The following is a 25,481-nucleotide window of genomic DNA, read 5'->3' on the forward strand; positions in this document are numbered from 1 at the left end:
CTTAATCTTTTTTACAACAAGATTCAAAAATCTCCTTCTGCTCTTTGATTTTTTGGTCAATCTTGGAACAATCCTTACGCTCAATTTTTCTCTGGCACCGTTCCATTTCAAGAGCAACTAATTTTTTCTTGATTTTAAGCATTTTTTTGCTCATATGTGCTTGGTCTAGCACGCCCACCGCTCGTTCGTGGTGGGTTGATTCAACAAAATTCTGGCGCATGGCATCCAGCTTTTCACGTAGGTATTGTTTATCCATGTCTATATCTCTCTAATTTTTCAATCATCACTAAAAATGGTGGGTTGTTGACTTGATTCAGGGTTCTGTAAATGGCAGCTGTGTACTCTTGTTGGTTCAACTGGCTCACAAAATCCAAGACAGCATCCCTCTCGATGTCGCCTCCATCATGACCATAGTAGATCATAATAGCAATCCGTCCACCTTTGACAAGCAAATGACACAGCTTTTCTAATGCTTCAATCGTTGTCTGAGGTTGGGTAATGACTGACTTATCAGCTGACGGCAGATAGCCTAGATTAAAAATTCCTGCCTTAGCCTCTGTCACAAACTGGTTCAGTGTCTCATGGCCTTGCAAGATTAACTGGGCATTCTCTAAACCTGCTTCATTTAAACGGTCTTGGGTTTTATCTAAAGCTTGCTCCTGAATATCAAAGGCATAGACTTTCTTAGCTAGCTTGGCCAGAAAAAGCGTGTCATGGCCATTTCCCATTGTCGCATCCACAACGATATCATCCTGATTCACAACCTCAGCCAAAAAATCATGTGCCATTTCAAGTGGTCTTTTCATTTTCAAACTCCTGTTTTACAGCCTTGCATCCTTGAACACTTCCACGACGTCGCATCTCCATCTCAATGCTGTTGAGGACTTCCCATTTATTGAGGCTCCACATAGGCCCAATCAGCATATCTCTAGGCGCATCTCCTGTAATTCGATGGATGACGATATGCTTGGGAATGATTTCCAGTTGGTCACAGATGACCTTAACATATTCGTCCTGGCTCATCAACTGCAAACGTCCCTCATGGTAATCTCGTTGCATACGTGTATTAGTCATCAGGTGAAGCAAATGCAGTTTAATTCCTTGAATATCATTATCCGTAACACAGCGACGGACATTTTCAATCATCATCTTATGAGTTTCACCAGGAAGTCCATTGATCAAATGAGAAACAATCTCAATTTTTGGATACTTTCTCAAACGCTTGACCGTTTCCACATACAATTCATAGGAGTGGGCGCGGTTAATCAGGTCAGAGGTTGTTTCATAAGTAGTCTGCAAGCCCAATTCAACCGTCACATGCATGCGCTCCGATAACTCAGCCAAATATTCGATAGTTTCGTCTGGTAAACAGTCTGGGCGCGTTCCGATATTGATTCCTACTACACCTGGCTCATTGATAGCCTGCTCATAACGTTCCCGAATCACTTCCACCTTTTCATGAGTGTTGGTAAAATTTTGAAAATAAACCAAGTACTTCTGAACATCTGGCCACTTGCGGTGCATAAAGTCAATTTCCTTATAAAATTGCTCACGGATGGGGGCATCAGGTGCTACGATAGCATCTCCAGAACCTGAAACCGTACAAAAAGTACAGCCTCCATGAGCCACCGTTCCATCCCGATTGGGACAGTCAAATCCCGCATCAATAGGGACTTTAAAAGTCTTTTCTCCAAAGAGTTTTCGATAATAATCATTCAAGGTGTTATAAGATTTCATAACTTTCATTATAACAAAAAACACCCACAATCTCAAAAGACTGACTTTCCTATAAATTCCTCTGTTTCTCGTTTCCATTAGCCATTTTTTATGATACAATATGGGTATGATTTTAATGAAATTAGCCTCTATTTTATTATTGATACTGACCTTAGTCGTCTGCATTATCATAACCAAACTTTTTAGATTAAAAAAACTAGGACGAAACTTTGCGGATTTGGCTTTTCCAGTTTTAGTATTTGAGTATTACTTGATTACAGCTAAAACCTTTACCCATAATTTCCTCCCTAGACTGGGCCTAGCCCTCTCAGTCCTAGCCATTATTCTCGTTTTTTTCTTCCTTTTGAAAAAACGCAGTTTTTACTATCCTAAATTCATCAAATTCTTCTGGCGTGCAGGATTCTTATTAACCCTTGTCATGTATATCGAGATGATTGTGGAATTGATGGCTCAGAAATAAAAAACTAAATCGAAAACACCTCAATCAAACTAAAATACAGTGATTGAAGTGTTTTTTCTTTATATTTTTTTAATAATTCTTATACTCAATGAAAATCAAAAAACAAACTAGGAAGCTAGCCACAGGTTGCTAAAAGCACTGCTTTTAGGTTGTAGATAGAACTGACGAAGTCAGCTCAAAACACTGTTTTGAGGTTGTGGATAGAACTGACGAAGTCAGTAACATATATACGGCAAGTCGAAGCTGACGTGGTTTGAAGAGATTTTCGAAGAGTATTATTTTCCTTCTTTATCAGGAAAGATAAATCCAATACCTACACAAGCCAGCACACCTGCACCAATTACCAAGCCACTTGAAATTGGCAAAAGGTCCAAAATTGCATTTGCGATGATAAAGGCAATAATGAAACACATCAGACTAGCCTTGTAGTCTTTTTTCAAAAGATTCTCTAGGGTAAAATATAGGAACAAGCCTACCGGAATCAGTGACCAGAGGTTGACATCTAAACTTGGCCATCCAACAGAACCAAAATACACTACTGTCGCTGCTGCTACTAGAAATACAATCCCCAATAACTTTTTCATTTGTTTATCTCCAATTTCTTTTTTAGGAACTTGACTTATCTGATAGTGACACCTCCCGTCCCTTACAAAAATCATTATAGCAGAGGGCAGTTCCAAGAACAAGGTCTTTTGCCTATCTGGTCTCTATCTCGGTCTAAGCGGCTTAATAGTTAAGAAAAAAGAAACCCAGTAGAATGAGTTTCTTCATTTTGCCGATTGCAGGGATTGAACCTGTGACCTAGGCTTTACGAGTGCCTTGCTCTACCAACTGAGCTAAATCGGCGATTACACTTACAGTATAGCACTCTGAGAATAGATGTCAAGAATTTTTCATCTCTATTTGAAAAAGCCTGTCCTGAGACAAGGCTTTGATATTCTATTATTTACGAACCTGCACTTTCGTAGGCATCCAAGCCCCTATCCCAAAGTTTAAGGGAAATGACAAAGAAAACAAGGGAAATCAACATCAAACCTCCGATGTTAAAGATTACATCCTTGTCCTGCAAGAAATAGCTAGCAGGATAGTAGGCCGTAAAGGCAAATGGCACGATAAAGCTAATCAACCATCGAAGGAGCGAATTGTAAATCGAAATCGGATACTTAGCAAAGTCATTAAACATATAGAAAATGTAAATCATTGCTCCTGACTGCTTGGTCCAAAAAGCGATGCTGGCTGTCGCAATTTTCAAGGAAGTGTAGATCAAGGTCGCAAAAGGAATACAGACTAGGAAAAGCAGGAATTTTGGAAGAGTCCAAGCAATGCTTGATACTGTTGTCGCTAGTAAGATTCCACCGACCAAGAGTTCTCCCAAGGCATCAATCTGAAAGGTCTCGACTAGGATATGAAAGAGAGGATTGATGGGACGAGTCAGATACTTGTCAAACTCTCCTTTTCGCACTAGGCGTTGTCCCAATGCCCAGAGATTATCAAAAAAGAGATGGTCCAGTCCCTTGGGAATCAAGGAAAAGCCATAGATAAAAGCAATTTCTTGAAAAGTCCAACCTTCTAGGGATGGGATGTGTTGAAAGATGACATTGAGAAACAAGAGGTTCAGGCCTTGAGTTAAAAAAACTCCCAAGACACCAACCACAAAATCGACCTTGTACTCCATGATTTGCTTGATGTATTGTCTGATAAAAATCAGATGCATGCGTTGATATTTTTTCATACTAACCTCCCTGAATAGTAATGAATGACTGGACTCGTTTCCAAATCAACTGAGACAAGCCCACCATCACTATGAGCCAGAAGAACTGTAGTAAAAGCGCCTGAAGAATCTGACTGGCATCGTATTTCCCAACAATGATCATGACTGGAGTGTAAATCAAAGATGAAAAAGGCAAGAAGGACAGAATATCTGAAACAACCTTTGGAAAGAAAGCCAAGGGAATCAAACTTCCAGACATAAAGGCCACTATGGAAGTCTTGAGTAGATTGGAACCCCATAGATTTTTAAACACAAAGGCAGAAAATCCAAAGCAGATATTAAAGAAAAAGTTAATCAGGTAGGCCAGCGTTAAGCTAAAGAGATATAGGACAGTTAATCCCAGTACTTCTACAATCCCTTGCCCAGATAAGATTTTCATCAAAACAATGACACTTAAAAATGGAAGGCCAACGCTGATAAAAATCAACCACTTGGACCCAAGCTCGGTAAAAAGATATGAGGCCGCAAAATGCACTGGTCTCAACAAACGCATGATAATGGAACCATCCTTGACCTCCTCCCCAATCATAAAGGAGCTATCGGACCTGGTCAAGAGATTGGTCACAAAACTCATGATGATATAGAGGGTGATATCTGCCATACTAAAGCCCTGAATCAAGGACTCTTGCGAAGAATCAAAGACAGCCTTCCAGAGATAAAAGGCCACAAAAGCACCCATAACATCGCCGATCCGATAGAGAATAAAGTTGACTCGATAGGTAATCAACTCCTGAACACCTGCATTGATAAAGGGTTTATAACGTCTCCACAATTTGACCATCTTATAGCTCCTTTCGATAGAAGCGACGAATAATATCCTCAATATCCGTATCCACCATCTTCAAATCGCGGATTTCAAAATCAGACAGAGTTTGCTTAATAATGTCAGCTGACTGGTAGCGAGAACTATCGAATTCAACGTTGAGAGTATTTCCCTGTCTATCAATTGTCATATCTGAAAATCCTTCATAGTGAGAAAGGAGATGACTTTGACCTGGTAGCAGTTCAAAGGAGAGAGTCTTCATCTTGCCAAAGGTCTCCTTGAGTTGGCTCACCGTTCCATCAAAAATCTCCTGCCCCTTGTCAATCATAAAAATCCGATCACAAAGTTGCTCAATATCACTCAAGTCGTGAGTGGTCAAGAGAATAGTAGTCTCTTCCTCCTGATTGATCTGGGTAATAGCCCGACGAATGTTATCCTTGACCGAAACGTCCAAACCAATGGTCGGCTCATCTAAAAAGAGAACCTTGGGATTGTGGAGCAAGGAAGCCGCAATATCCGCCCGCATGCGCTGTCCCAATGAAAGAGTTCGCACGGGATCCTTGATAAAATCCTTCAAATCCAAGACTTCATTCAAAAAGTCCATGCGCTTATGGAAGAGCGAATCTGGCACATCGTAAATCTCTTTCAAGACCGTGTAGGTCTCTTGCAGAGCCAAATCCCACCATAGCTGGGTGCGTTGTCCAAAAACTACGCCAATATCCTTGACATAATCTTGACGATTATCCTGTGGAATCTTGCCGTTAATCCGACAACAACCAGATGTCGGCTTTAAAATTCCTGTCAACATTTTGATGGTTGTCGACTTCCCAGCACCATTTGCCCCGATGAAGCCTAAAATCTGCCCCTTTGGTACCTCAAAGGTCAAATCCTTGACCGCTTCAAAGGTCTGCTTTTCAGGATGAATAAAGGAGCGCAAAGCTCCCTTCAATCCCGGTTCCTTAACTGTCTTCACAAAATTTTTCTGAAGATGTTCCACTTCTATCATTGCCATATCTATCTCCCTATGTAAGGAATAGCAACATTGTCTTTTGACTACAAATATTCTAAATCCTTACTTTCTATACCTTCTACATTTTATTACTACAAAAGGCTTTATACCAACCTATTATAGTTCAATAAAAACTAAAATGCAAGCGTTTGCTTAAAGTTTATGAAATTAGAGATTTCTCTCTTAAAATAATACTTTTAAATCAAAAATTCTGGTTTAATTGTTTTCTAAAAACACCAAAAAACCCACCCAATGGGCAGGTTACGAATTATAAAAAGCAAACTATTTTGACCTATATGATTCACTATTTAATCAAAGAACTAATCTTTCATAATTCTTTTCACAATCCCATTTCTATCAATTAGAAAACAATCTGGAAAGGTCATCTGCTCCCATTTTTCATAATCAAAACTGGAATCAAAGTGATGTAGTAGTATTCCTATCAAATTCCCGTGTGAACTAAGTAAAATCGTTTTTTCTGAGTATCTCTCTTCCAATTCCATTAAAAAATTTAGTACTCTAGCTAGTGCACCTTGATTTGATTCCCCTTCTGAAAGAGATTCACTGGGATTTTGCCATAAATATTTAATACTGTCTTCAAACTCAGAATCTTTTATAAAGGTTGAAGATAATTTTCGCTCTCGTAACCGATTATCAAGAACTATTTTATCAAATTGAATTGGCGAGCTATTAATCGTTTCAAATGCTCGTTTATATGGACTAGAAAAATAATGATCAATATTAAAAGAATTCAAAAACTCTAACTGGTCAAGAGATGAAAATCCTTTTTCTGACAAAGTTCTATTAAAATCATCACTTGAAAATTTTGAATGAGCATGTCTAAGTAAAATATAAGAATTATTCATAAGTCATTACCTTTCAATTATTATCATCAGTCTCAATGGATTTTTAAGCCCTCAATTATTCTCTAAAAATTCTCTAATGCGAGAAACAATAGCATCGCTTTGATAATGATAGAGGTCATGAGGCGCATCCATATAGACAACTTGAACATTAGACTGGTCGCTTGCAAATCTCTCTGCATAACGTTGCCACTCAAATTGGCTAAAGCTAGTACCATCACCATTAGAAATCATTAGTAAGGCCGGAATTTTCGGATTAATATTTGAAGGAACTTTCTTGGCATTTTCCTTTACCGTTTGGGATTCACTAAGCATGGCTTGTGACATCAACTGCTTATAAGCTAGAAGTTTATATTGTCTTCGTTCACTTTCGGTCAGAGTTTGATTTTTTATATAAAAAGACTCAGGGAAATAGCGTAATAAACCAATCTTGCCGCTCCAATAGGCCACAGTAAGCAAGGCCTGATTGTCCTTTAAATTTTCATAACTAGCTGGCAGTGCCCAATCTAACCCAACCAAGGTTTTCACTTCATCAGGATACTTTTCCTGCCAAGCTAAACTCTCAAGACTAGCCATGGAATGAGACAAAATGATAAAAGGACCTTTGACATTTGCTTGTGAAAGAGCTTGACGCGTCTCAGACAAAACCTCCATCACATCTCTTGAATGATTGCTATCATCACTATAACCATATCCTGCTCGCTCCACGATGACTACCTTATACCGTTTCGATAAAGATTCCGATACTTCTTTAAAGTCCAATATAGGGGAAGCAATACCAGCACCTGAGAGAACTACTATAGTCTCAGGACCATTCCCTTCAACGTAAACATTCATTTGATGTCCATCTACGAGAACTTGTTGTCCCATAGGTTTCAGTGAGGCTTCTTCCTTTTCCAAACTGATACGGTGAAAGATGAATGTAGCCGCTAGAAACAAAAGAATGAAACTAAGAAAGCCAAGAAACCATTTTTTCAGTATTTTCATAGTATTATTGTACAAAAAATAGAACCTTCAAGCAACTTAATATTGGTTCTTCTACAATATATTCACACCAAAAAACCCACCCAATGGGCAGGTTTCATCTGTATTATTCAGCTAAATTAAGCTTTAGCATCTGGAGCATAATGAACAGTTTTTTCCATGTTTCTTAAAAAGCTTCAATTATGATTTTATAGTAGATTGAATAAGGTAGGAACAAATCGATTAGGAAAGTCAATCTAATTTCTAGAAATATTTTTAGAAGTCATATTGTACTATTTTAGATTCAATCTACTATATATACGTATATACGTGCCATGAAATAGAATATAATCTGACTAAATACGTATATGTCAATCGGATTTGTTCCCGATTTCAAACAGTAATCTGTCCAAGCTACTTGATTGATGTAACACTCTCAAGATGGTAACTGTATCCTTATCAAAACGATAAAACACTGAATAATTTTTTACTAGTAGTCGTCTAACTTTAATATCTAAATTGAGCAATTCCTCTACAATAGCACATCTTTCAGGAAATATTTCTAAGGTTTTAATCCCTTCTGCAATAGCTTCAAAGTGATTCATAGCAGTTTCCGGCGATTGAAGCTCATCTGCAATATAATGATAAATGGCTTCCATATCTCCTTCAGCTCTTTTTTAAATATTAATGGTTATGTTAGTCATACGTTCCGTTCCTTAAATTCTTTAAAGAACTCATTGACAGATCGAACATGACCGTTTTCTGCTTCATGATAAGCTTCAACCATCATTTGTCTAAATTGTTCAGCTGTCATTTCCTCTACATTCACTGTTGAAGGTACATCTGGCAATGCAATATCAAAGGGGATTTTCTTCGTTAATGATACTTGTTTCAATAATAGTGTAACTAATGTTGATATCGGCATCCCAAGCTGCTTCAAAACCTGTTCAGCCGATTGTTTATCTAATTCATCAACTCGAACACTAATTGTAGTTGTTTTTCCCATTCTTATCACCTCACTTACGATTTGTACTGTAATTGTATATCAATTTGCATTACTTGTCAATTAAATGCTTTCTGAAAACGAAATACCACTATTACACTGTTGAAAGATTAGATTAACCTATCCGATAAAAAAGCAGTAACACAGAAAACTATTGACCATGAAACGCTCTCGTAATCCTAACCTCTAGAGGTTTCAAGAACCTACTGGTTTATTGAATATTGTGAATATATAAACTAAAATTATAAGAAAAGTCTCATTTGTATATTTAACCAAAAACATGGATTCTGGGAGACATTTATCATTTATTGATTTTTATAATTCATTACATCTTTTTAATTAATTCATTCACAAAGCATGAAAATCTTTTAAACTTTTATTTGAAAGTTCATGGATATACATTATAAAAAGTTATCAAATTTTTTCTGCTATACCTATAATGAAATCTTATACAAAGGAAGCAACTGGTTCTTGTAAAATGCGGTAAACTAATTGCTTTATTAACAAGATCAAATTATCTATTATTTATCAATTTTATTCAATTTATTAATTCCAACATTCAGTTTATGCTCGATTTTTTCTAAATGTACATCTATATCAGTATTCATATTTTTTAATAATGTACGTATTTCAGATACCCTATTTAATTCATTTGATAGTTTTTCCCTAAGAGTATCCATATCATTCTCCATCTCGTTATTCACTTCTTTTTTAATTGATTCCATAACAATAATTACAATCGCCATTAAAGTTACTAGTATAATAACCGTCACAATAAGCAGTTTCAACCAATAATCTAATTGACAAAATAATTCAATAATTGTATTGATAAATCCAATATGATATTGTTTAACATTATCAAACCAAACTGGAAGATATTCAATTAGAATAAATGAAATATATTCTGAAATATAAATTATATTAAATAGAATTTTATTAAATGCTGCTTTTTTAGTAAGTAATTTCTTTTTATCACCTACTACTTCTGATTCTACAAATTTAAAAATACTATCAATTACATAATTTACTCCGATTCCGACCGCAATAGCGTAGAAGGTTTTAACTGAATCAGATAAATTATCGTTTTTTCCAAAAACAACCAAAGATAACGGGAAAATAGTTAAAGCTATAGCCAGTAAATTACTAAAAAATTCAAATGGTGCCTTATCTTTCAATTTCTTCATATTTGAAATTCCAATTATAATTATAAAAATAAATATAATCAAAAAATATACTGTCATAATTATTTGATACCACAGACAAGTTGATAACCATATACCTAATATTAAGAACAAGAAAAAAATTCCAACCATATACATTAAATGTTTATTCGTTTGTTCTATATTACTCTTATTTTTCAACATACCATCTCCTTTTATCCTCCTATTTAAGTAACGCTTTTATTTGTTACACTCAATTAGATGTGTAAACAAAAAACCCACCCAATGGGCAGGTTCTTTCTGTATTGTTTAGCTTGATTAAGCTTTACCTTCTGAACCGAATACGTCGATACGTTCTTCAACTGATGCTTGGATAGCTTTTACACCGTCAGCCAAGAATTTACGTGGGTCAAAGAGTTTTTTCTTGTCGTATTCTGCTTCGTTTGCTTCGTAATCACGAGCAAATTTACGAGTTGCGTTAGCGAATGCGATTTGACATTCAGTGTTAACATTAACTTTGGCAACACCAAGTTTGATAGCTGCTTGGATTTGCTCATCAGGAATACCTGAACCACCGTGCAATACGATTGGGAATCCAGGTACTGCTTCTGTCAATTTTTGCAAGTGATCAAGGTGAAGACCTTTCCAGTTTGCTGGGTAAGGACCATGGATGTTACCAATACCAGCTGCCAAGAAGTCAATACCAGTTGCAACCATTGCTTGAGCATCTTCGATTGGAGCCAATTCGCCATCACCGATGATTCCGTCTTCTTCACCACCGATAGTACCAACTTCAGCTTCTACTGATACACCTTTTGCGTGTGCTTTTTCAACAACTTCTTTAGCTAATTTAAGGTTTTCTTCAACTGGAAGATGTGAACCATCAAACATAACTGAAGTATATCCAACTTCGATACACTCAAGTGCATCTTCGTAGTGACCGTGGTCAAGGTGGATAGCTACTGGTACAGTGATACCCATTGATTCAACAAGGTTAGCGATCAAGTTGCGAGCAACTTTGTAACCACCCATGTATTTAGCAGCACCCATTGAAGTTTGGATCAAAACTGGAGCTTTTTTAGCTTCTGCTGCGCGCAAGATAGCTTGAGTCCACTCAAGGTTGTTTGTGTTAAATCCACCAACTGCATAACCGTTGTCACGAGCTGCTTGGACAAATTTTTCTGCTGAAACGATTGCCATTTTATCAGGCCTCCTGTATATTTTTATGGGTCATCCCATTTACATTGTTCATTTTATCACTTTTTGACAAAAAAATCTAGTTTTTCCCACAGTTTCGATTGAATTTCTTCTAGCTTCATCTATGTAAACCCTTTCTCTCCCTAGTCTTGAGCTACTTTTGGAAAAGCTATAAAGAAGGTTAAACGATTCTCCTCCATCTCGAAACGATAAGCTAATTTTTCATGTTCTAATAGACTCTTGACCACAAAGAGCCCCATCCCTGACCCCTTGGCCTTGCGACTAGCATTATCAGAAAAAGACTGGGCTAGTTTTTCTTGTTCTTCTGGACTGCAGCTATTGTCTATAAAGAGTTGCCCTTCTCTTTCTCCAATGCGAACTAAGCCACCTGGAACAGAGTGCTTAATGGCATTGCTGATAAGGTTAGACAGGATTAACTTCATAACTGATGGGTTTAGATAAACCTGCTGACGGGTCAAGCTATTGTCTATCTGGAGATCTCTTTCCTTGGCTAGTAAGGCATAATCCTTAACCAGACTTTGCGTCATCTGGAGCAAATCAATTTCTTCCCTATCATCTCGTAATTCCTGCACAGACGAGAGAGAAAGTATCTGGAGAACGTGGTGATTGAGCTCATCCACAATTCCTAAGGCAACTCCCAGATATCGGTCTCTATCCTTATAACGACCGACATTTTCTTTCATGTTTTCAATCAGGATTTTCAAACTAGCCAGAGGTGTTTTCAATTCATGAGAGGCACCACGTAGGAACTCAACCTTCATCTTCTCCAGCTGGAGAATAGCTTCATTCTTGTCATGCAAGTCCGCAATGACAGTCAAAAGATGCTGATAGAGGCTATTGATTTGTTCCTTGAGATCACCAATCTCATCCTTAGAATCCACGCGCAATCGCACTTGGGTATCTAGTTCCATCATTCGACGAGTCACCCGCTTGATTTCCAAAATCGGAGCCACAATTGTCCGAGCATAGATATAGGCCACCAAGAGGGAAATCAGAAAGGATGCCAAAAAGGTATAGGGGAGAAATTGGAGACTAATCTGCTCTGCTTCCTTTTGCAAATCCATGGAAGCTAGAAATTGAAGAGTCATAGTGCTACCATCTTGCGTTTTCACCTCACGCTCCTCGATAAAAAGAGAGGTTGTCTGGCGGTCTGTATCCAAAGGAAGACTGTCCTTGACTTCTAACTTGTCCTCGGTCATCTCCCCCTTGACTACCCCCTTGATATCACTAGTCTGGGAATACAAGTCTAACACTTGCTCGATGCTCTGCCTATCCTTCCCTTCTAGGGACTGGGCAATGGCTGTCGCTTTCTGGCCAATGGTTTCCTGACGGTGGCTCAGATAAGTCGAGGGAAAGAGAAAATAAATGGCTAAATGAAGGCAGATAACCAGAACACTAAATATCGAGAAGGTATAGATAAATATCTTTGTAAATAAACCTGTTCGTTTCATTTTCGCTCCAATTTATAACCAACATTGCGCACAGTGAGGATACAATCCAAGTCTAGCTTTTTCCGCAATTCCTTGATATAAACATCAATGACTCGGTCAAAGGGAACCTCATCTGTCGCTTTCCATACGGCATCGATTATCTGAGATCGAGTCAAGGCTCGTCCTTCATTTTTTACCAGATAGTCCAGAATTTCTAACTCTTTGGCATTGATAGCTACTTCCTCACCTGAGAGGCTTGCACTGTAGCTCTCAAAATCCACCTTGGTATCCTTGTAAGAAAAGACGCGTCCTGTATCGTAATAGCGCTTGAAAATCGCGTCCACCCTCACTTTTAAGAGGGAGAGGGAGAAGGGCTTTTCCAGATAGCCATCTGCCAGAGAAGCAAAGGCACTCATCTTGTATTCCTCATCCTGAAAGGCGGTCAACATCAGGACAGGAACTTGGCTGGTTTTGCGAATCTCAGCTAGCACTTCCAGACCATTGAGCTTAGGCATCTGGATATCTAGTAAAACTAAGGCCACCTCATAGCTAGAAAATTTTTCTAAAGCTTCTTGCCCATCTGCAGCCTCAATGGTTTCATAGCCACAATCCGTCAAATAATCACTGACCCCCTCACGGATCATCTCTTCATCTTCTACAATTAAAATTTTCATAGAAAAAACGTTTCACATTCCTTTAAATTTCTTATAAATTATCTCAGTTTCATCCTGATAAACAGAGGCCTTACCAAGATAAAATAGATAAAAATGCTACCTATATTATACCCCATTTAGGGGAGAATAGGTAGCAAGTTTATTATTCACTATCCAGCAGAAGCTCTTTTGGTTGTTTTCTAAGGAGATTGCTTGAAGCAAGTGCCATAACTAGAACGACTAGAACTAAAGCAAGGACAAAGACGATGATAAAGTCTGATGTCTGAATAGAAATATCTAGGCTCGACAAGGTCTTACTAAAGCCATCTACTTCTGCACCACCACCAAGGTTAGAGGCTTGAGCAGCCTTGCTGGCTTGCTTGGCAACACCTGAAGTGACGTTGGCAAGAACAGTATTTCCGATTGCACGCGCTGTGTAAGTAGCTAAGAAGTAAGCAGAAACAAGAGCAGGGATAGCAATCAAGATGGATTCAGTGATGAATTGACCCAAGATACTTGCCTGCTTGAGACCAATAGAGAGGAGAATACCCACTTCCTTGCGACGGGCATTGATCCAAAGGCTGAGCAAGAGGGCAAGGAGAAGGACTGAGAAGCTCAAGCTGCCCCAGAAGAGGAGGTTGGCCATCTTGTACATACCAGAAATGGATTGCTCAAGAGCTGGGTAGTTTGAGGAGCTCTTCACTAGTGTATAGCTCTTCCAGTTGATACCACTGATGCCATTCAACTCTTTCATAACATCATCCAAGTTCTTGTCCGCTGTTACAAAGAAGGTTGCGTCCCCATAAATAGCTGTGTCTTCTGTGTATCCATAAAGTTTTGCAGCAGTGTGAATGTCAGTGATAGCTGTATTTTCATAGAGTTCTTGTGAGTAGGTTACTGCTGACTTATTATGACCATCAAAGAGTCCCTTGATTGTCACTTCGACTGTTTCCTTGGCACCTTTTTCATTGTCTGCATCGTAGATATTAGAGTCTAGTTTGACCTTGTCCCCTACTTTCCAGCCGTGTTTGGCTGCCAAGTCCTTGTGCATGAGGATCTTGTCCTTGTCGTCGTTTGTTAAGTGCTCACCTTCGACCAGCTTATAAGAACCAGAGACAAACTTGTCTTCTTTAGAGGAGTCATTGACACCTGTAATCATCAAGCTACTTCCAAAATGTTTGGCACGGTCAGGAGTCAGATTTTTCTTGGTTTCTGGCGTTTCGATAAGCTCATATCCAGTCAAATCTCCGATAGCGTTGATGCGTTTTACATAAGACTCAATGGCCTTGTTTTCGGTGATTTTTTTGATATCTTCACCTTTAATATTCCCAGCACCACGTGGCGTTCCTTGATTGACGCGACGATTGATTTGCATGGAAAAGCTGTTGGTGATATTTTTAAAGGTCTCCTGAGAAGCCTTGGCAGTAGCTCCCTTGATTGACAAGCCAACCAAACTCAAGCTCGCCATGAGGAGAATAATCAGGAAGATGACAATCGATTTGAAAAACTTCCTTGTAACATAGGCAAATGCGTTGTGTAACATAGGTTCCCTTTCTAGATTTTGTTCTATTTCAATGTCTTATAACTTATATAAATTATTTTTTTACTATTTCCCTTAGATTGTGCGGACGGGAGCAACTTCCTGTAGGAATTTCATCCCTAATTTTTGAGCCATATGTCTCAAAAATTCCGGCCTAGATAATAACTTTGTTATTATCTAGGCTATCACTACTGCGGGAAATAGTTGTTAAAGACTCACTTCGTTTATTATTACTTTACACGTATCTGGTTACCAACTAATACTAGTTTAAAGTTTAATAACTAGATTCTATATTTCAGTCAGTTTCTTATCCTTCAACTCAAGTGTAATATCTGATGCTTGTGCCACTTCTTTACTGTGAGTGACGACGATGACACATTTACCTGTTTTCTGGGCAAGTGATTTGAGCAGTTCGACAATATCTCCAGCAGTTTTAGGGTCCAGATTTCCCGTTGGCTCATCTGCAAGAATAACTGGAGCTTCTGATACCAAACTACGAGCAATGGCAACACGTTGTTGTTGACCACCTGATAACTGGAGAACATTCCGCTTGATCTGACTTTCATCCAAACCAAGCTCAAGCAGTGTATCCTTGCTTGCCTTTTTGTTGACCAAGCGGATATTTTCAAGTGGAGAAAGATAATCTATCAAGTTATAATTTTGAAATACCAGGGAAATATGGTGCATGCGATGGTAAGAATAGCCCTTCTTACGAATGTCCTCTCCTTGAAAAAGGATAGAACCTTCAACAGGACTATCTAAACCAGCAAGTAGGGACAAGAGTGTGGATTTTCCTGCTCCTGACTCACCAATAATACTGTAAAATTTCCCGGGTTCAAAATTATAATTGATCTGATATAGGACTGCTTCAGCAGTGTTCTTATAACGGTAGGTAACATCTTGTAATTGTAATAAAGTCATGATTTCTCCTTCTTAACTAATAGATGATAAAATTTCTTTCGGCGATTTTCTAAATAAGAATAGGAAACAAAGGGCTACAGATAAGCAACTAAGCAGAACTAGAAAAACATAGGATTCTGCAAAAGATAGGATGCTGGTTGATAGACTGCTTGCTTTGGCTAGTGTATCTTGTAAGCTTGTCTGATCTCCACTTGCTAGTAGAGTTTGGAGTAGGTAAGTTGTGATGGCGTTTCCTGCAGCAAATGCTGGAAGCAAAGCACCGAGAGATACCAAAACTACCTCTAAACAGAATTGTAGGAAAATCGAGCTCTTGCCTTTTCCAAGTGCCAGTAAAATTCCCACTTCGTAGACCCTTTCTCTCAACCAGAGAGACAAAACAAGAATTAAGGCCCCAGCTCCTGCTATCAACATCCCATAAAGGAAGATGGTTAGGAAGGTTTGGAAGGTAGCAACCGAGTCTTTGATTTGTTCAAAAGTCTTGTTTTCTTTCTCAACTTGATAACCGTTATTTTCCAAAGACAAGTTTTCTACCTGCTTCATGAGTTCGTCCATTTCCTTAGGATTTTCTACATAGAAGCGAGCTGCACTGACTAGAGATTCACCATTACCCAAAAGGCTTTGGCTACTTTCATAGTCTGTAAAGACTTGGTTTTCACTGAAGTCGGAAGACAAACCCGTGAATTTCTCCTGTTTTTTACCAGAAAAGATGCCGACAATCTCAAACTCCACTGTTTGTCCTTTGCCAGCTTCTGACTGACCAGCATCTAAGGCAATCTTGTCATGAAGGGAAAGACTATTCTTTTTAACCAGCTCTTCGTGGATTAGAATTTTATTGGAATCTCCTTTTTGAAGATGTCGCCCTTCTTTTAGATTGAAAGCCGAACTGGTAAAGGTCACATCCTTGGATGAATCCTCAAGAGCTGTCAAGCTAACCAAGTTCTTGTCTGCAGCTGACAAATCATCACGCTCCACGCTCTGCTCGCCACTCACCGCTTCCTTGTCTTTTAATTTTGCAATCGTCTCCAACTCAGGAGAAACATTTTCCAGTCCCTTAATCTTGCTCACGGACGCTATCTCTGACAACTTGAAGGTCTGTCCATTTTCTATCTTCTTAATAGAAAAAGATGTGTTGAGTGATTTATAAAGATTGGTTTCAACCGTTTTGTTGGACTTCATTAGCGTCAAACAGGCTGAAATTCCGGCCAATAGGACCAATAAAATCAGAAATAAAATAAAACTTCTCAGTCGTTTTCTGCTGACATAAGCCCAAGCTCTTTGGATTGGATTCATTTGTCACCTCCATATTTGTAAGACTATTATAAAATCCAAATATGAAATGTTTATGAAATACAAAAAAGAGCAAAATTTTTTTGCTCTACTTGAATTAGATGAAAACAAAAGAGCTAGCCTAAGCTAACTCTTATCCTATGCGGAGAGAGGGACTTGAACCCTCACGACCTAAAGCGGTCACAGGATCCTTAGTCCTGCGCGTCTGCCAATTCCGCCATCCCCGCGTCGATTACTTTACTAGTATATCAACTTTTAGGATGCTTGTCAACACTTTTTTCAAATTTTTTTCATTTTCACCAACCAAGTTACTCTGAAATTTCATTTAGATTTTCATCTACTAACTTAGCTCCAAGTGTATTTTTGAAATGCCCTAGGGCAAATTGGTGATTTTCAGGCCAGATGGAAGCAACAGCTGGTTTAACAATCTCGATATCATATCCTAGATTGTAGGCATCTATAGCTGTATGCAGGACACAGATGTCCGTCAAGACACCTGTTAAAATAACTGTAGACACGCGACGCTCTCTCAAACGGATATCCAGATCAGTTCCTGAAAAGGCTGAGTAATGGCGTTTATCCATCCAAAAGACACGACTGTCTGAACCATGCTCTTGATAAAAGATCCCCAGATCTCCATATAAATTGCGTCCACTAGTCCCAATCAAATTATGAGGAGGAAATAGCTTGCTTTCTGGATGGAAACAATCGTTTTCTTCGTGAGCATCGATGGTAAAGAAGATATAATCTCCGCGTTCAAAAGCTAATCGAGTCACCTTTCTAATAGCATCCGAAATAGCTTGAGCTGGAGCACCTGCTGTCAATTTTCCACTATCTGCAACAAAATCTTCGGTATAGTCAATCGAAATCAAAGCTTTAGTCATTAGTAATCTCTTTTCTTCACTTCTTCAAAAATATCTGAAATCAAGACCTTAAGATATGTTCCCTTCATTCCAAGTGAGCGACTTTCAATAATCCCCGCAGACTCAAGTTTACGAAGAGCATTGACAATCACAGAACGGGTAATTCCGATACGGTCTGCAATCACAGACGCAGTTAACTGACCTTCATTTCCATTTAATTCCCCTAAAATTGCTGAAACAGCACGGAGTTCGGAGTAAGAAAGGGTATTAACCGCCATGGTAACAGCAGTACGGCGACGGATATTTTTCTCATCTTCTTCACGCTGGAAGTTGAGAAGTTGAATCCCAACAACGGTACTCGCAATCTCAACAAGAATCAAGTCCTCGTCATCAAATTCTTTGTCATTGCGCCAAATAATCAAAGAACCAAGGCGAATCCCTGATACATGAATCGGTGCAATTGTCGTCAAACCATCTGGAAAGTCGGCACGACTTTCCACAGGGAAAATACTCAAATCGTGATCAACTGTCAGATTGGCTTCTGTATCATAAATCATGTTGGCCCCCTGAATATATATTTCAGGGAAAATCTTAGTTTGGAAAAACTGCTCTACACGATCCGTATTGGTTTTGTAACGCATAAAATAACCAAGGAGACGTCCCTTGCTATTGACGATACAAGCGTTACAGTCAATAATATCTGCCAATTGACGGGTAATCGCATTGTAGGGAAGTTCTTCCTGTAACTGCTCCTCCGAGCGCTTCAGAATAGAAGTAATTTTTCTAGTTTTTTCTAATAAATGTGCCATTTTTCACCTCGAATTTAATCGCTATCATTATAACATAAACAGCTTGAATTTTCAATTATTATCTGAAAATTGCTTATTTAATTGCAATTTGAAAAAACAAGAATATTTTTAATTAAATTGCTTCTTTTCTATTGACAAGTTCCCTATTTTTGTGTATTATAATATTACAAGAAGATAATATATCTATTTTATTTATCTTTCTTTTCCATTCGGTCTCCTTATATAAAAAAGCGATTCATTTTGAACCGCTTTTTCTTATTTATCGCCCTTGTTACGAATAACAAAGCCTGTTTGCTTTTCACTTGAAGTATTTCGTGGTTTTTTATTGTCTTTATTACGGTAACGTCTGTCTTTATCAAAACGATCATTGCCACGACTTCCTTTTTTGAAATCATCACGACGACCATTGCCACGGCGATCACGGTCTCGACGGTCGTCCCCACTACGGCCTCCACGACCTCCCTTAGCTTTGCCACCGAAGCCATTACCCGATGGTTTAAACGGAAGTGGTTTTTCACGCTCAATTTCAACCTCTGGAAGGCTATCTGGGTCTTGGACTGTCAGACTCAAAATATACATTGCCAATTCTTCTGGAGTAAATTCGGCAACCAGCTTACGAGCATCCTTGCCAAATTTCTCAAAGTTACTACGGATAGTCTCATCTGCAAAATCACGTTCGATTTTCTTGAGAGCCACCTGTTTTTTAGCTTGGAAGGCTTCTTCTGCACTTGCAGGTTTGAGACCTTTCATGCGTTTCTTGGTCAAGTTTTCAATAATTTGAAGGTAGCCCATTTCGTTTGGAGCAACAAAGGTAATCGACTGGCCTGACTTACCAGCACGACCTGTACGACCGATACGGTGAACATAACTTTCAGGATCTTGTGTAATATCGTAGTTATAGACATGAGTCACACCTGAAATATCCAAACCACGCGCAGCAACGTCTGTCGCAACCAAAACATCAAGATTACCATTTTTAAAGTCACGAAGGACACGAAGACGTTTGTTTTGGTCTAGGTCGCCATGAATTCCTTCTGCACGGAAACCACGGATTTTAAGACCACGAGTCAATTCATCTACACGACGTTTGGTACGACCAAATACGATAGCAAGTTCTGGTTGTTCCACGTCCATGAGACGGGTCATGGTATCAAATTTTTCTTGTTCTTTGACTCGGATATAGTATTGGTCAACCAATTCTGTTGTCAATTCCTTGGCAGCAATCTTGACATGCTCAGGTTCCTTCATAAACTGAACACCGATACGTTTGATGGCATCTGGCATAGTTGCTGAGAAAAGCAAAGTTTGACGGTTTTCAGGAACACGAGAAATGATAGCTTCAATGTCTTCAAGGAAGCCCATGTTGAGCATTTCATCCGCTTCGTCAAGGATAAGAGTTTCAATATCTTGTAATTTCAAGGCCTTGCGTTTAATCAAGTCCAAAAGGCGACCAGGTGTTCCCACCACGATATGGGCACCAGATTTAAGAGCCTTAATTTGTTTTTCGATGCTTGATCCACCATATACTGAGCGAACCTTGACTCCCTTACTGCGACCAAAGCGGAAGAGTTCTTCTTGACTTTGGACAGCTAGTTCACGAGTTGGAGCGATGACCAAGGCTTGGATAGTCGCTTCTTCTGTACGGATTTTTTCAAGGGTAGGCAAGCCAAAGGCTGCAGTTTTTCCTGTACCAGTCTGAGCTTGACCGATAACATCCTTGCCTTCAAGGGCCAAGGGAATAGTTTGTTCTTGGATAGGACTGGCTTCTACAAAACCAGCTTTTTCAATCTCTGCTAGCAAATCAGCAGACAAGTTTAATTCATTAAATTTCACGTTCTTCTTCTTTCTAAAGGTGGTGCGAAGCCACCCTATAGGGCTTAGTTTATACTTTTCTTTTTATGACGTATTTTCATATACTGGATATAAAATCGTGTTGCTTCTTTTCCACAAAAGAAAAGTACTGTTTTCTTTGCAACCTATCTAGTATAACACAAGACCAGAGCAAAAGATAGCCTAATTTCTCTAGAAAATCATGTAAGCGGTTTTTTGCTTTCCTTTTTAATTGAACGACCTAGATAATAAGACAAAGCCAAGGCTATACTATATAAAATGAGAAAAACGAACAAGGTTTGTGTGTAAGAATGAGCCATTTTATAAGTCTCTGCTAATAAAATAGGCCCTGCTAAACCAGCCATTGCCCAAGCTGTTAAAATATATCCATGCAGAGCTGCCAATTCCTTGGTTCCAAAAATATCACTGAGATAAGCTGGAATCAATGAAAAACCAGCTCCATAGCAAGTCATCAAAATAGACATAGCGACTACAAATAAAACGGAATTTGTAAAGAGCCAAAGCGAGAGAGAAAAGAAAAGATTGACAAGCAGTAATATACTAAAGGTTAGAGGGCGACCGATATAGTCAGATAGACTCGCCCAGAGCAAACGACCAAACCCATTGAAAATCCCTAAAACGCCCACCATTACTGCTGCATGACTTGTAGACAAGCCAGCCATCTCCTGTGCCATTGGCGATGCCGCTGAAATTAAGCCTAAACCACAAGCTATGTTGATAAAGAAAATAATCCAAAGTATATAAAACCGATTACTTTTCAGGGCCTGATTTGCAGCCATTCCTTGCGTCAAAGAGGCTATTTTTTCTTTCCCTGAAACAGATAAAATTGCAAGCTCTTGCTCATTTGGACGCTTAATGAATTGTGAAGCTAGGAGCATGATAATAAAGTAACTTGCACCTAAAATATAAAAAGTTTCTACAAGCCCTACCCCTGCGATGAGATGTTGCGCTATGGGACTAGTCAATAAAGAAGCAAAACCAAACCCCATAATCGCTAAACCTGTTGCGAGACCACGTTTATCAGGAAACCATTTTATAATCGTTGACACAGGGGTAATATAGCCTGCTCCCAAACCAAGTCCACCTAAAATGCCATAAGCGAGATACAACAACCACAGCTCCTGACGGTCTATTGCAAATCCTGTTAAGATATTTCCACCTGCGTATAGAAAAGCAGATAGACTCCCCATGACTCTCGGACCAAATTTTTCTACCAAACGCCCCATAAATGCAGCCGATAATCCCAAACAAAAGATCGCTAGACTAAAGGCAAAGGCAACAGAAGCCTGATCCCATCCCGTTTTTTCAATAATAGGGTTGCGATAAACACTCCAAGCATAAGTCGAACCCAGCATTAAGTGTAAAATGACCCCAGCAAAGGCAATAATATAACGATTCAATTTCATAAAACCTCCTATTTTCGAACATTTATTCTATCTTATATAAAAATAGATAGGATTTTAGTTTATCAAGCTTGTCAAAAAATTACTATTTTTTTGTCTAGAAAACGTTTTTATCTTTTTCTGTCTTTTTCGTAGCAGAATTGTGCAAAAGTTTTTCTCTTGTGCTAGAATGAAATGCGAATAGGAGGAAGATAAATGTTAACTTATGATTTAATCGTTATCGGATTTGGTAAAGCTGGTAAAACACTAGCTGGTAAATTGGCTTCAGCTGGCAAAAAAGTTGCCCTCGTTGAACGTAGCAAAGCTATGTACGGTGGAACTTGTATCAACATTGGTTGTATCCCAACTAAAACTTTGCTAGTTGCTGCTGAGAAAGACTTGTCTTTTGAAGAAGTGATTGCTACCAAAAACACTATCACTGGTCGCCTCAACGGTAAAAACTATGCTACTGTTGCTGGTACAGGCGTGGACATCTTTGATGCGGAAGCTCACTTCCTTTCAAATAAAGTCATTGAAATCCAAGCTGGTGATGAAAAGAAAGAACTGACCGCTGAAACAATCGTCATCAACACTGGTGCTGTTTCAAACGTCTTGCCAATTCCTGGACTTGCTACAAGCAAAAACGTCTTTGACTCAACAGGTATTCAAAACTTGGACAAATTGCCTGAAAAACTTGGAGTTCTTGGTGGCGGAAATATCGGTCTTGAATTTGCTGGTCTTTACAACAAACTTGGAAGCAAGGTTACAGTTCTAGATGCCTTGGATACTTTCTTACCTCGTGCAGAACCTTCCATCGCAGCTCTTGCTAAGCAATATATGGAAGAAGACGGTATTGAATTGCTTCAAAATATCCGCACTACTGAAATCAAAAACGATGGTGACCAAGTGCTCCTCGTAACTGAAAACGAAACTTACCGTTTCGACGCCCTTCTCTACTCAACTGGACGCAAACCAAATGTAGAACCACTTCAACTTGAAAATACAGATATTGAACTAACTGAACGTGGTGCTATTAAAGTAGACAAACATTGTCAAACAAACGTTCCTGGTGTCTTTGCAGTTGGAGATGTCAACGGTGGCCTTCAATTTACTTACATTTCACTTGATGACTTCCGTGTTGTCTACAGCTACCTTGCTGGAGATGGCAGCTACACACTTGAAGACCGTCTCAATGTACCAAATACTATGTTCATCACACCTGCACTTTCACAAGTAGGTTTGACTGAGAGCCAAGCAGCTGATTTGAAACTTCCATACGCTGTTAAGGAAATCCCTGTTGCAGCAATGCCTCGTGGTCACGTAAACGGAGACCTTCGCGGAGCTTTCAAAGCTGTTGTTAATACTGAAACAAAAGAAATTCTTGGAGCAAGCATCTTCTCAGAAGGTTCTCAAGAAATCATCAACATCATCACTGTTGCTATGGACAACAAGATTCCTTACACTTACTTCACAAAACAAATCTTCACTCACCCAACCTTGGCTGAGAACTTGAATGACTTGTTTGCGATTTAAGTTGAGATCTAATCGTATCTAACAGCCCTCTTTGGGCTGTTTTTACTTCTGCGGAATCTCAAATCTGTCTTTTCCCTCTTTTATGATATAATAGAAACATGAACTTAAAAACTACTTTAGGCCTTCTTGCTGGGCGTTCTTCCCACTTCATTTTAAGCCGTCTTGGTCGTGGGAGTACCCTTCCAGGAAAACTTGCCCTTCAATTTGATAAAGATATTTTACAAAACCTAGCTAAGAACTACGAGATTGTCGTGGTCACTGGAACCAACGGAAAAACCTTGACAACTGCCCTCACTGTCGGCATTTTAAAAGAGGTTTATGGTCAGGTTCTGACCAACCCAAGCGGTGCTAACATGATCACAGGGATTGCGACAACCTTCTTAACAGCCAAATCTTCAAAAACTGGGAAAAATATTGCCGTCCTAGAAATCGACGAGGCCAGTCTATCTCGTATCTGTGACTATATCCAGCCAAGCCTATTTGTTATCACTAATATCTTCCGTGACCAGATGGACCGCTATGGTGAGATTTACACAACTTACAAGATGATTTTGGATGCTATTCGTAAGGTGCCTACTGCTACTGTTCTCCTTAATGGAGACAGTCCACTTTTCTACAAGCCAGCTATTCCAAATCCTGTACAGTATTTTGGTTTTGACTTGGAGAAAGGTCCAGCCCAGCTGGCTCACTATAATACCGAAGGAATCCTCTGTCCTGACTGCCAAGGCATCCTCAAATACGAGCACAATACCTATGCAAACTTGGGTGCCTATATCTGTGAAGGCTGCGAATGTAAACGCCCTGAATTAGACTATCGCTTGACAGACTTAGTTGAGTTGACCAACAATCGCTCGCGCTTTGTCATTGACGGCCAAGAATACGGTATTCAAATCGGTGGTCTCTATAATATCTACAACGCCCTAGCTGCTGTTGCTATTGCTCGTTTCCTCGGTGCAGATTCACAACTCATCAAACAGGGATTTGATAAGAGCCGTGCTGTCTTTGGACGCCAAGAAACCTTCCATATCGGTGACAAGGAATGCACCCTCGTCTTGATTAAAAATCCAGTCGGTGCAACCCAAGCTATCGAGATGATTAAACTAGCTCCTTATCCATTTAGCCTATCTGTCCTCCTAAATGCCAACTATGCAGATGGAATTGATACAAGCTGGATCTGGGATGCTGATTTTGAACAAATCACCGACATGGATATTCCAGAAATTAACGCTGGCGGTGTTCGCCATTCTGAAATCGCACGTCGCCTACGAGTAACTGGCTATCCAGCTGATAAAATTACTGAAACAAGTAGTCTGGAACAAGTTCTTAAAACCATTGAGAACCAAGACTGTAAGCATGCCTATATCCTAGCAACTTATACTGCTATGCTGGAATTCCGCGAACTGCTGGCTAGTCGTCAGATTGTTAGAAAGGAGATGAACTAATGGTTTATACTTCACTTTCCTCAAAAGCTGGAAATTACCCCTATCAGCTCAACATTGCCCACCTCTACGGTAACCTCATGAATACCTATGGGGACAATGGAAACATCCTCATGCTCAAGTATGTGGCTGAAAAACTGGGAGCCCATGTGACCATTGACATCGTTTCACTTCATGATGATTTTGATGAAAACCACTATGACATCGCCTTTTTCGGTGGTGGTCAAGACTTTGAACAAAGTATTATTGCAGACGACCTACCTGCCAAAAAAGAAAGCATTGACAACTACATCCAAAACGACGGTGTGGTTCTGGCTATCTGCGGTGGTTTCCAACTATTGGGTCAATATTATATTGAAGCTTCAGGGAGACGTATCGAAGGACTAGGGGTCATGGGCCACTACACCCTCAACCAGACCAATAACCGTTTTATCGGGGACATCAAGATTCACAATGAAGATTTCGATGAAACCTACTATGGTTTTGAAAATCATCAGGGCCGTACCTTCCTCTCAGATGATCAAAAACCACTAGGACAGGTTGTCTATGGAAATGGAAACAACGAAGAAAAAGTCGGCGAAGGGGTTCATTATAAGAATGTCTTTGGTTCCTACTTCCACGGGCCTATCCTCTCTCGTAATGCCAATCTGGCTTATCGCCTAGTCACTACTGCCCTCAAGAAGAAATATGGTCAGGACATCCAACTCCCTGCCTATGAGGACATTCTCAGCCAAGAAATCGCTGAAGAATACAGCGACGTCAAAAGCAAGGCTGACTTTTCTTAAACAAAGTGAAACTATATCAAAGAACTCCGTTATCTTGTCGG

Annotated in this window: 25 protein-coding genes, 2 tRNA genes and 1 pseudogene; 4 read left to right on the forward strand and 24 right to left on the reverse strand. The window is 39.3% G+C overall.

Translation table 11 applies throughout. From position 1 onward, the window contains the following. Position 1: 1 nt before the first annotated feature. From RWP09_RS03065 to RWP09_RS03075, 3 genes are read right to left on the reverse strand one after another with little or no spacing between them, the layout of a single operon-like run. A complete protein-coding gene (locus RWP09_RS03065; protein WP_314433986.1) occupies positions 2 to 256 on the reverse strand; it encodes a hypothetical protein in 255 nt (84 codons plus the stop codon). Next, positions 249 to 806 carry a class I SAM-dependent methyltransferase gene (locus RWP09_RS03070; protein WP_314433988.1) on the reverse strand — a complete coding sequence of 186 codons (558 nt, stop codon included), beginning with the start codon at positions 804 to 806 and terminating at the stop codon, positions 249 to 251. The genes RWP09_RS03065 and RWP09_RS03070 overlap by 8 nt, the downstream gene beginning before the upstream one ends. Continuing rightward, positions 790 to 1,746 carry a TIGR01212 family radical SAM protein gene (locus tag RWP09_RS03075; protein WP_314433990.1) on the reverse strand — a complete coding sequence of 319 codons (957 nt, stop codon included), beginning with the start codon at positions 1,744 to 1,746 and terminating at the stop codon, positions 790 to 792. The genes RWP09_RS03070 and RWP09_RS03075 overlap by 17 nt, the downstream gene beginning before the upstream one ends. A 91-nt stretch (positions 1,747 to 1,837) precedes the next feature. On the opposite strand from RWP09_RS03075, the gene RWP09_RS03080 reads away from it, so the two are divergent. Continuing rightward, positions 1,838 to 2,197 (forward strand): DUF3397 domain-containing protein, encoded by a 360-nt coding sequence (locus tag RWP09_RS03080; RefSeq protein WP_023945634.1) that lies wholly within the window; start codon positions 1,838 to 1,840, stop codon positions 2,195 to 2,197. A gap of 275 nt (positions 2,198 to 2,472) precedes the next feature. Here RWP09_RS03080 and RWP09_RS03085 read toward each other — a convergent pair whose 3' ends face one another. From RWP09_RS03085 to RWP09_RS03185, 21 genes and pseudogenes are all read right to left on the reverse strand, one after another. Continuing rightward, positions 2,473 to 2,781, reverse strand: coding sequence for a hypothetical protein (locus RWP09_RS03085; RefSeq protein ID WP_314433994.1), 309 nt, complete (start codon positions 2,779 to 2,781; stop codon positions 2,473 to 2,475). Between the two features lie 189 nt (positions 2,782 to 2,970). After that, a tRNA-Thr gene (locus RWP09_RS03090) sits at positions 2,971 to 3,043 on the reverse strand. Positions 3,044 to 3,143: 100 nt separating this feature from the next. Continuing rightward, positions 3,144 to 3,929, reverse strand: coding sequence for an ABC transporter permease (locus tag RWP09_RS03095; RefSeq protein ID WP_314433996.1), 786 nt, complete (start codon positions 3,927 to 3,929; stop codon positions 3,144 to 3,146). 1 nt (position 3,930) lies between these two features. Further along, the gene (locus RWP09_RS03100; RefSeq protein WP_314433998.1) at positions 3,931 to 4,749 is read right to left on the reverse strand and encodes an ABC-2 family transporter protein; all 819 of its coding nucleotides are present in this window, start codon (positions 4,747 to 4,749) and stop codon (positions 3,931 to 3,933) included. Between the two features lies 1 nt (position 4,750). Beyond that, positions 4,751 to 5,743 carry an ATP-binding cassette domain-containing protein gene (locus RWP09_RS03105; protein WP_314434000.1) on the reverse strand — a complete coding sequence of 331 codons (993 nt, stop codon included), beginning with the start codon at positions 5,741 to 5,743 and terminating at the stop codon, positions 4,751 to 4,753. Between the two features lie 317 nt (positions 5,744 to 6,060). Beyond that, positions 6,061 to 6,606, reverse strand: a complete 546-nt coding sequence (locus tag RWP09_RS03110; RefSeq protein WP_001066185.1) for a histidine phosphatase family protein — start codon at positions 6,604 to 6,606, stop codon at positions 6,061 to 6,063. 51 nt (positions 6,607 to 6,657) lie between these two features. Next, positions 6,658 to 7,590, reverse strand: coding sequence for an alpha/beta hydrolase (locus tag RWP09_RS03115; protein WP_314434003.1), 933 nt, complete (start codon positions 7,588 to 7,590; stop codon positions 6,658 to 6,660). Positions 7,591 to 7,937: 347 nt separating this feature from the next. After that, a pseudogene (locus tag RWP09_RS03120) lies at positions 7,938 to 8,231 on the reverse strand (type II toxin-antitoxin system RelE/ParE family toxin); the annotation flags it as partial. Positions 8,232 to 8,266: 35 nt separating this feature from the next. Further along, positions 8,267 to 8,572, reverse strand: coding sequence for a type II toxin-antitoxin system RelB/DinJ family antitoxin (locus RWP09_RS03125; RefSeq protein WP_314434004.1), 306 nt, complete (start codon positions 8,570 to 8,572; stop codon positions 8,267 to 8,269). 518 nt (positions 8,573 to 9,090) lie between these two features. Further along, complete coding sequence (locus tag RWP09_RS03130; protein ID WP_314434006.1) at positions 9,091 to 9,933, reverse strand: hypothetical protein; 843 nt, start codon at positions 9,931 to 9,933, stop codon at positions 9,091 to 9,093. A 114-nt stretch (positions 9,934 to 10,047) separates the two neighbouring features. Then, complete coding sequence (locus RWP09_RS03135) at positions 10,048 to 10,929, reverse strand: class II fructose-bisphosphate aldolase (RefSeq protein WP_001019004.1); 882 nt, start codon at positions 10,927 to 10,929, stop codon at positions 10,048 to 10,050. A gap of 140 nt (positions 10,930 to 11,069) precedes the next feature. Beyond that, the gene (gene vncS, locus RWP09_RS03140) at positions 11,070 to 12,398 is read right to left on the reverse strand and encodes a sensor histidine kinase VncS (RefSeq protein WP_314434009.1); all 1,329 of its coding nucleotides are present in this window, start codon (positions 12,396 to 12,398) and stop codon (positions 11,070 to 11,072) included. Next, on the reverse strand, positions 12,395 to 13,051 hold the full coding sequence (gene vncR, locus RWP09_RS03145) for a response regulator transcription factor VncR (protein ID WP_000697956.1): 657 nt from the start codon (positions 13,049 to 13,051) through the stop codon (positions 12,395 to 12,397). Before vncR ends, vncS begins: the two co-directional genes overlap by 4 nt. 142 nt (positions 13,052 to 13,193) lie before the next feature. Next, positions 13,194 to 14,573 carry an ABC transporter permease subunit Vex3 gene (vex3, locus tag RWP09_RS03150; protein WP_314434011.1) on the reverse strand — a complete coding sequence of 460 codons (1,380 nt, stop codon included), beginning with the start codon at positions 14,571 to 14,573 and terminating at the stop codon, positions 13,194 to 13,196. Positions 14,574 to 14,858: 285 nt separating this feature from the next. Continuing rightward, positions 14,859 to 15,491 (reverse strand): ABC transporter ATP-binding subunit Vex2, encoded by a 633-nt coding sequence (gene vex2 / locus RWP09_RS03155; RefSeq protein ID WP_125447604.1) that lies wholly within the window; start codon positions 15,489 to 15,491, stop codon positions 14,859 to 14,861. Between the two features lie 12 nt (positions 15,492 to 15,503). Further along, positions 15,504 to 16,781: an ABC transporter permease gene (locus tag RWP09_RS03160; RefSeq protein ID WP_314434014.1), complete on the reverse strand. Its 1,278-nt coding sequence runs from the start codon at positions 16,779 to 16,781 to the stop codon at positions 15,504 to 15,506. Positions 16,782 to 16,919: 138 nt separating this feature from the next. Continuing rightward, positions 16,920 to 17,005, reverse strand: a tRNA-Leu gene (locus tag RWP09_RS03165). An 81-nt stretch (positions 17,006 to 17,086) separates the two neighbouring features. Then, on the reverse strand, positions 17,087 to 17,662 hold the full coding sequence (locus RWP09_RS03170) for an isochorismatase family cysteine hydrolase (RefSeq protein WP_314434016.1): 576 nt from the start codon (positions 17,660 to 17,662) through the stop codon (positions 17,087 to 17,089). Then, a complete protein-coding gene (gene codY, locus RWP09_RS03175) occupies positions 17,662 to 18,450 on the reverse strand; it encodes a GTP-sensing pleiotropic transcriptional regulator CodY (RefSeq protein WP_296171534.1) in 789 nt (262 codons plus the stop codon). The genes RWP09_RS03170 and codY overlap by 1 nt, the downstream gene beginning before the upstream one ends. Before the next feature lie 255 nt (positions 18,451 to 18,705). Continuing rightward, a complete protein-coding gene (locus tag RWP09_RS03180) occupies positions 18,706 to 20,283 on the reverse strand; it encodes a DEAD/DEAH box helicase (protein ID WP_314434019.1) in 1,578 nt (525 codons plus the stop codon). A 197-nt stretch (positions 20,284 to 20,480) separates the two neighbouring features. Then, entirely contained in the window at positions 20,481 to 21,707 is a 1,227-nt protein-coding gene (locus tag RWP09_RS03185) for an OFA family MFS transporter (RefSeq protein ID WP_314434021.1), read from the reverse strand. A 192-nt stretch (positions 21,708 to 21,899) separates the two neighbouring features. On the opposite strand from RWP09_RS03185, the gene RWP09_RS03190 reads away from it, so the two are divergent. The 3 genes from RWP09_RS03190 (at position 21,900) to gatD (ending at position 25,440) form a co-directional block, all read left to right on the forward strand. Continuing rightward, positions 21,900 to 23,216, forward strand: coding sequence for an FAD-containing oxidoreductase (locus RWP09_RS03190; protein WP_000958932.1), 1,317 nt, complete (start codon positions 21,900 to 21,902; stop codon positions 23,214 to 23,216). Between the two features lie 98 nt (positions 23,217 to 23,314). Continuing rightward, complete coding sequence (murT, locus tag RWP09_RS03195; RefSeq protein WP_314434025.1) at positions 23,315 to 24,658, forward strand: lipid II isoglutaminyl synthase subunit MurT; 1,344 nt, start codon at positions 23,315 to 23,317, stop codon at positions 24,656 to 24,658. Further along, positions 24,658 to 25,440, forward strand: a complete 783-nt coding sequence (gene gatD, locus RWP09_RS03200; protein ID WP_314434027.1) for a lipid II isoglutaminyl synthase subunit GatD — start codon at positions 24,658 to 24,660, stop codon at positions 25,438 to 25,440. The genes murT and gatD overlap by 1 nt, the downstream gene beginning before the upstream one ends. Positions 25,441 to 25,481: the final 41 nt, after the last annotated feature.

The organism is uncultured Streptococcus sp., from assembly GCF_963521255.1.
Lineage (GTDB): Bacteria > Bacillota > Bacilli > Lactobacillales > Streptococcaceae > Streptococcus.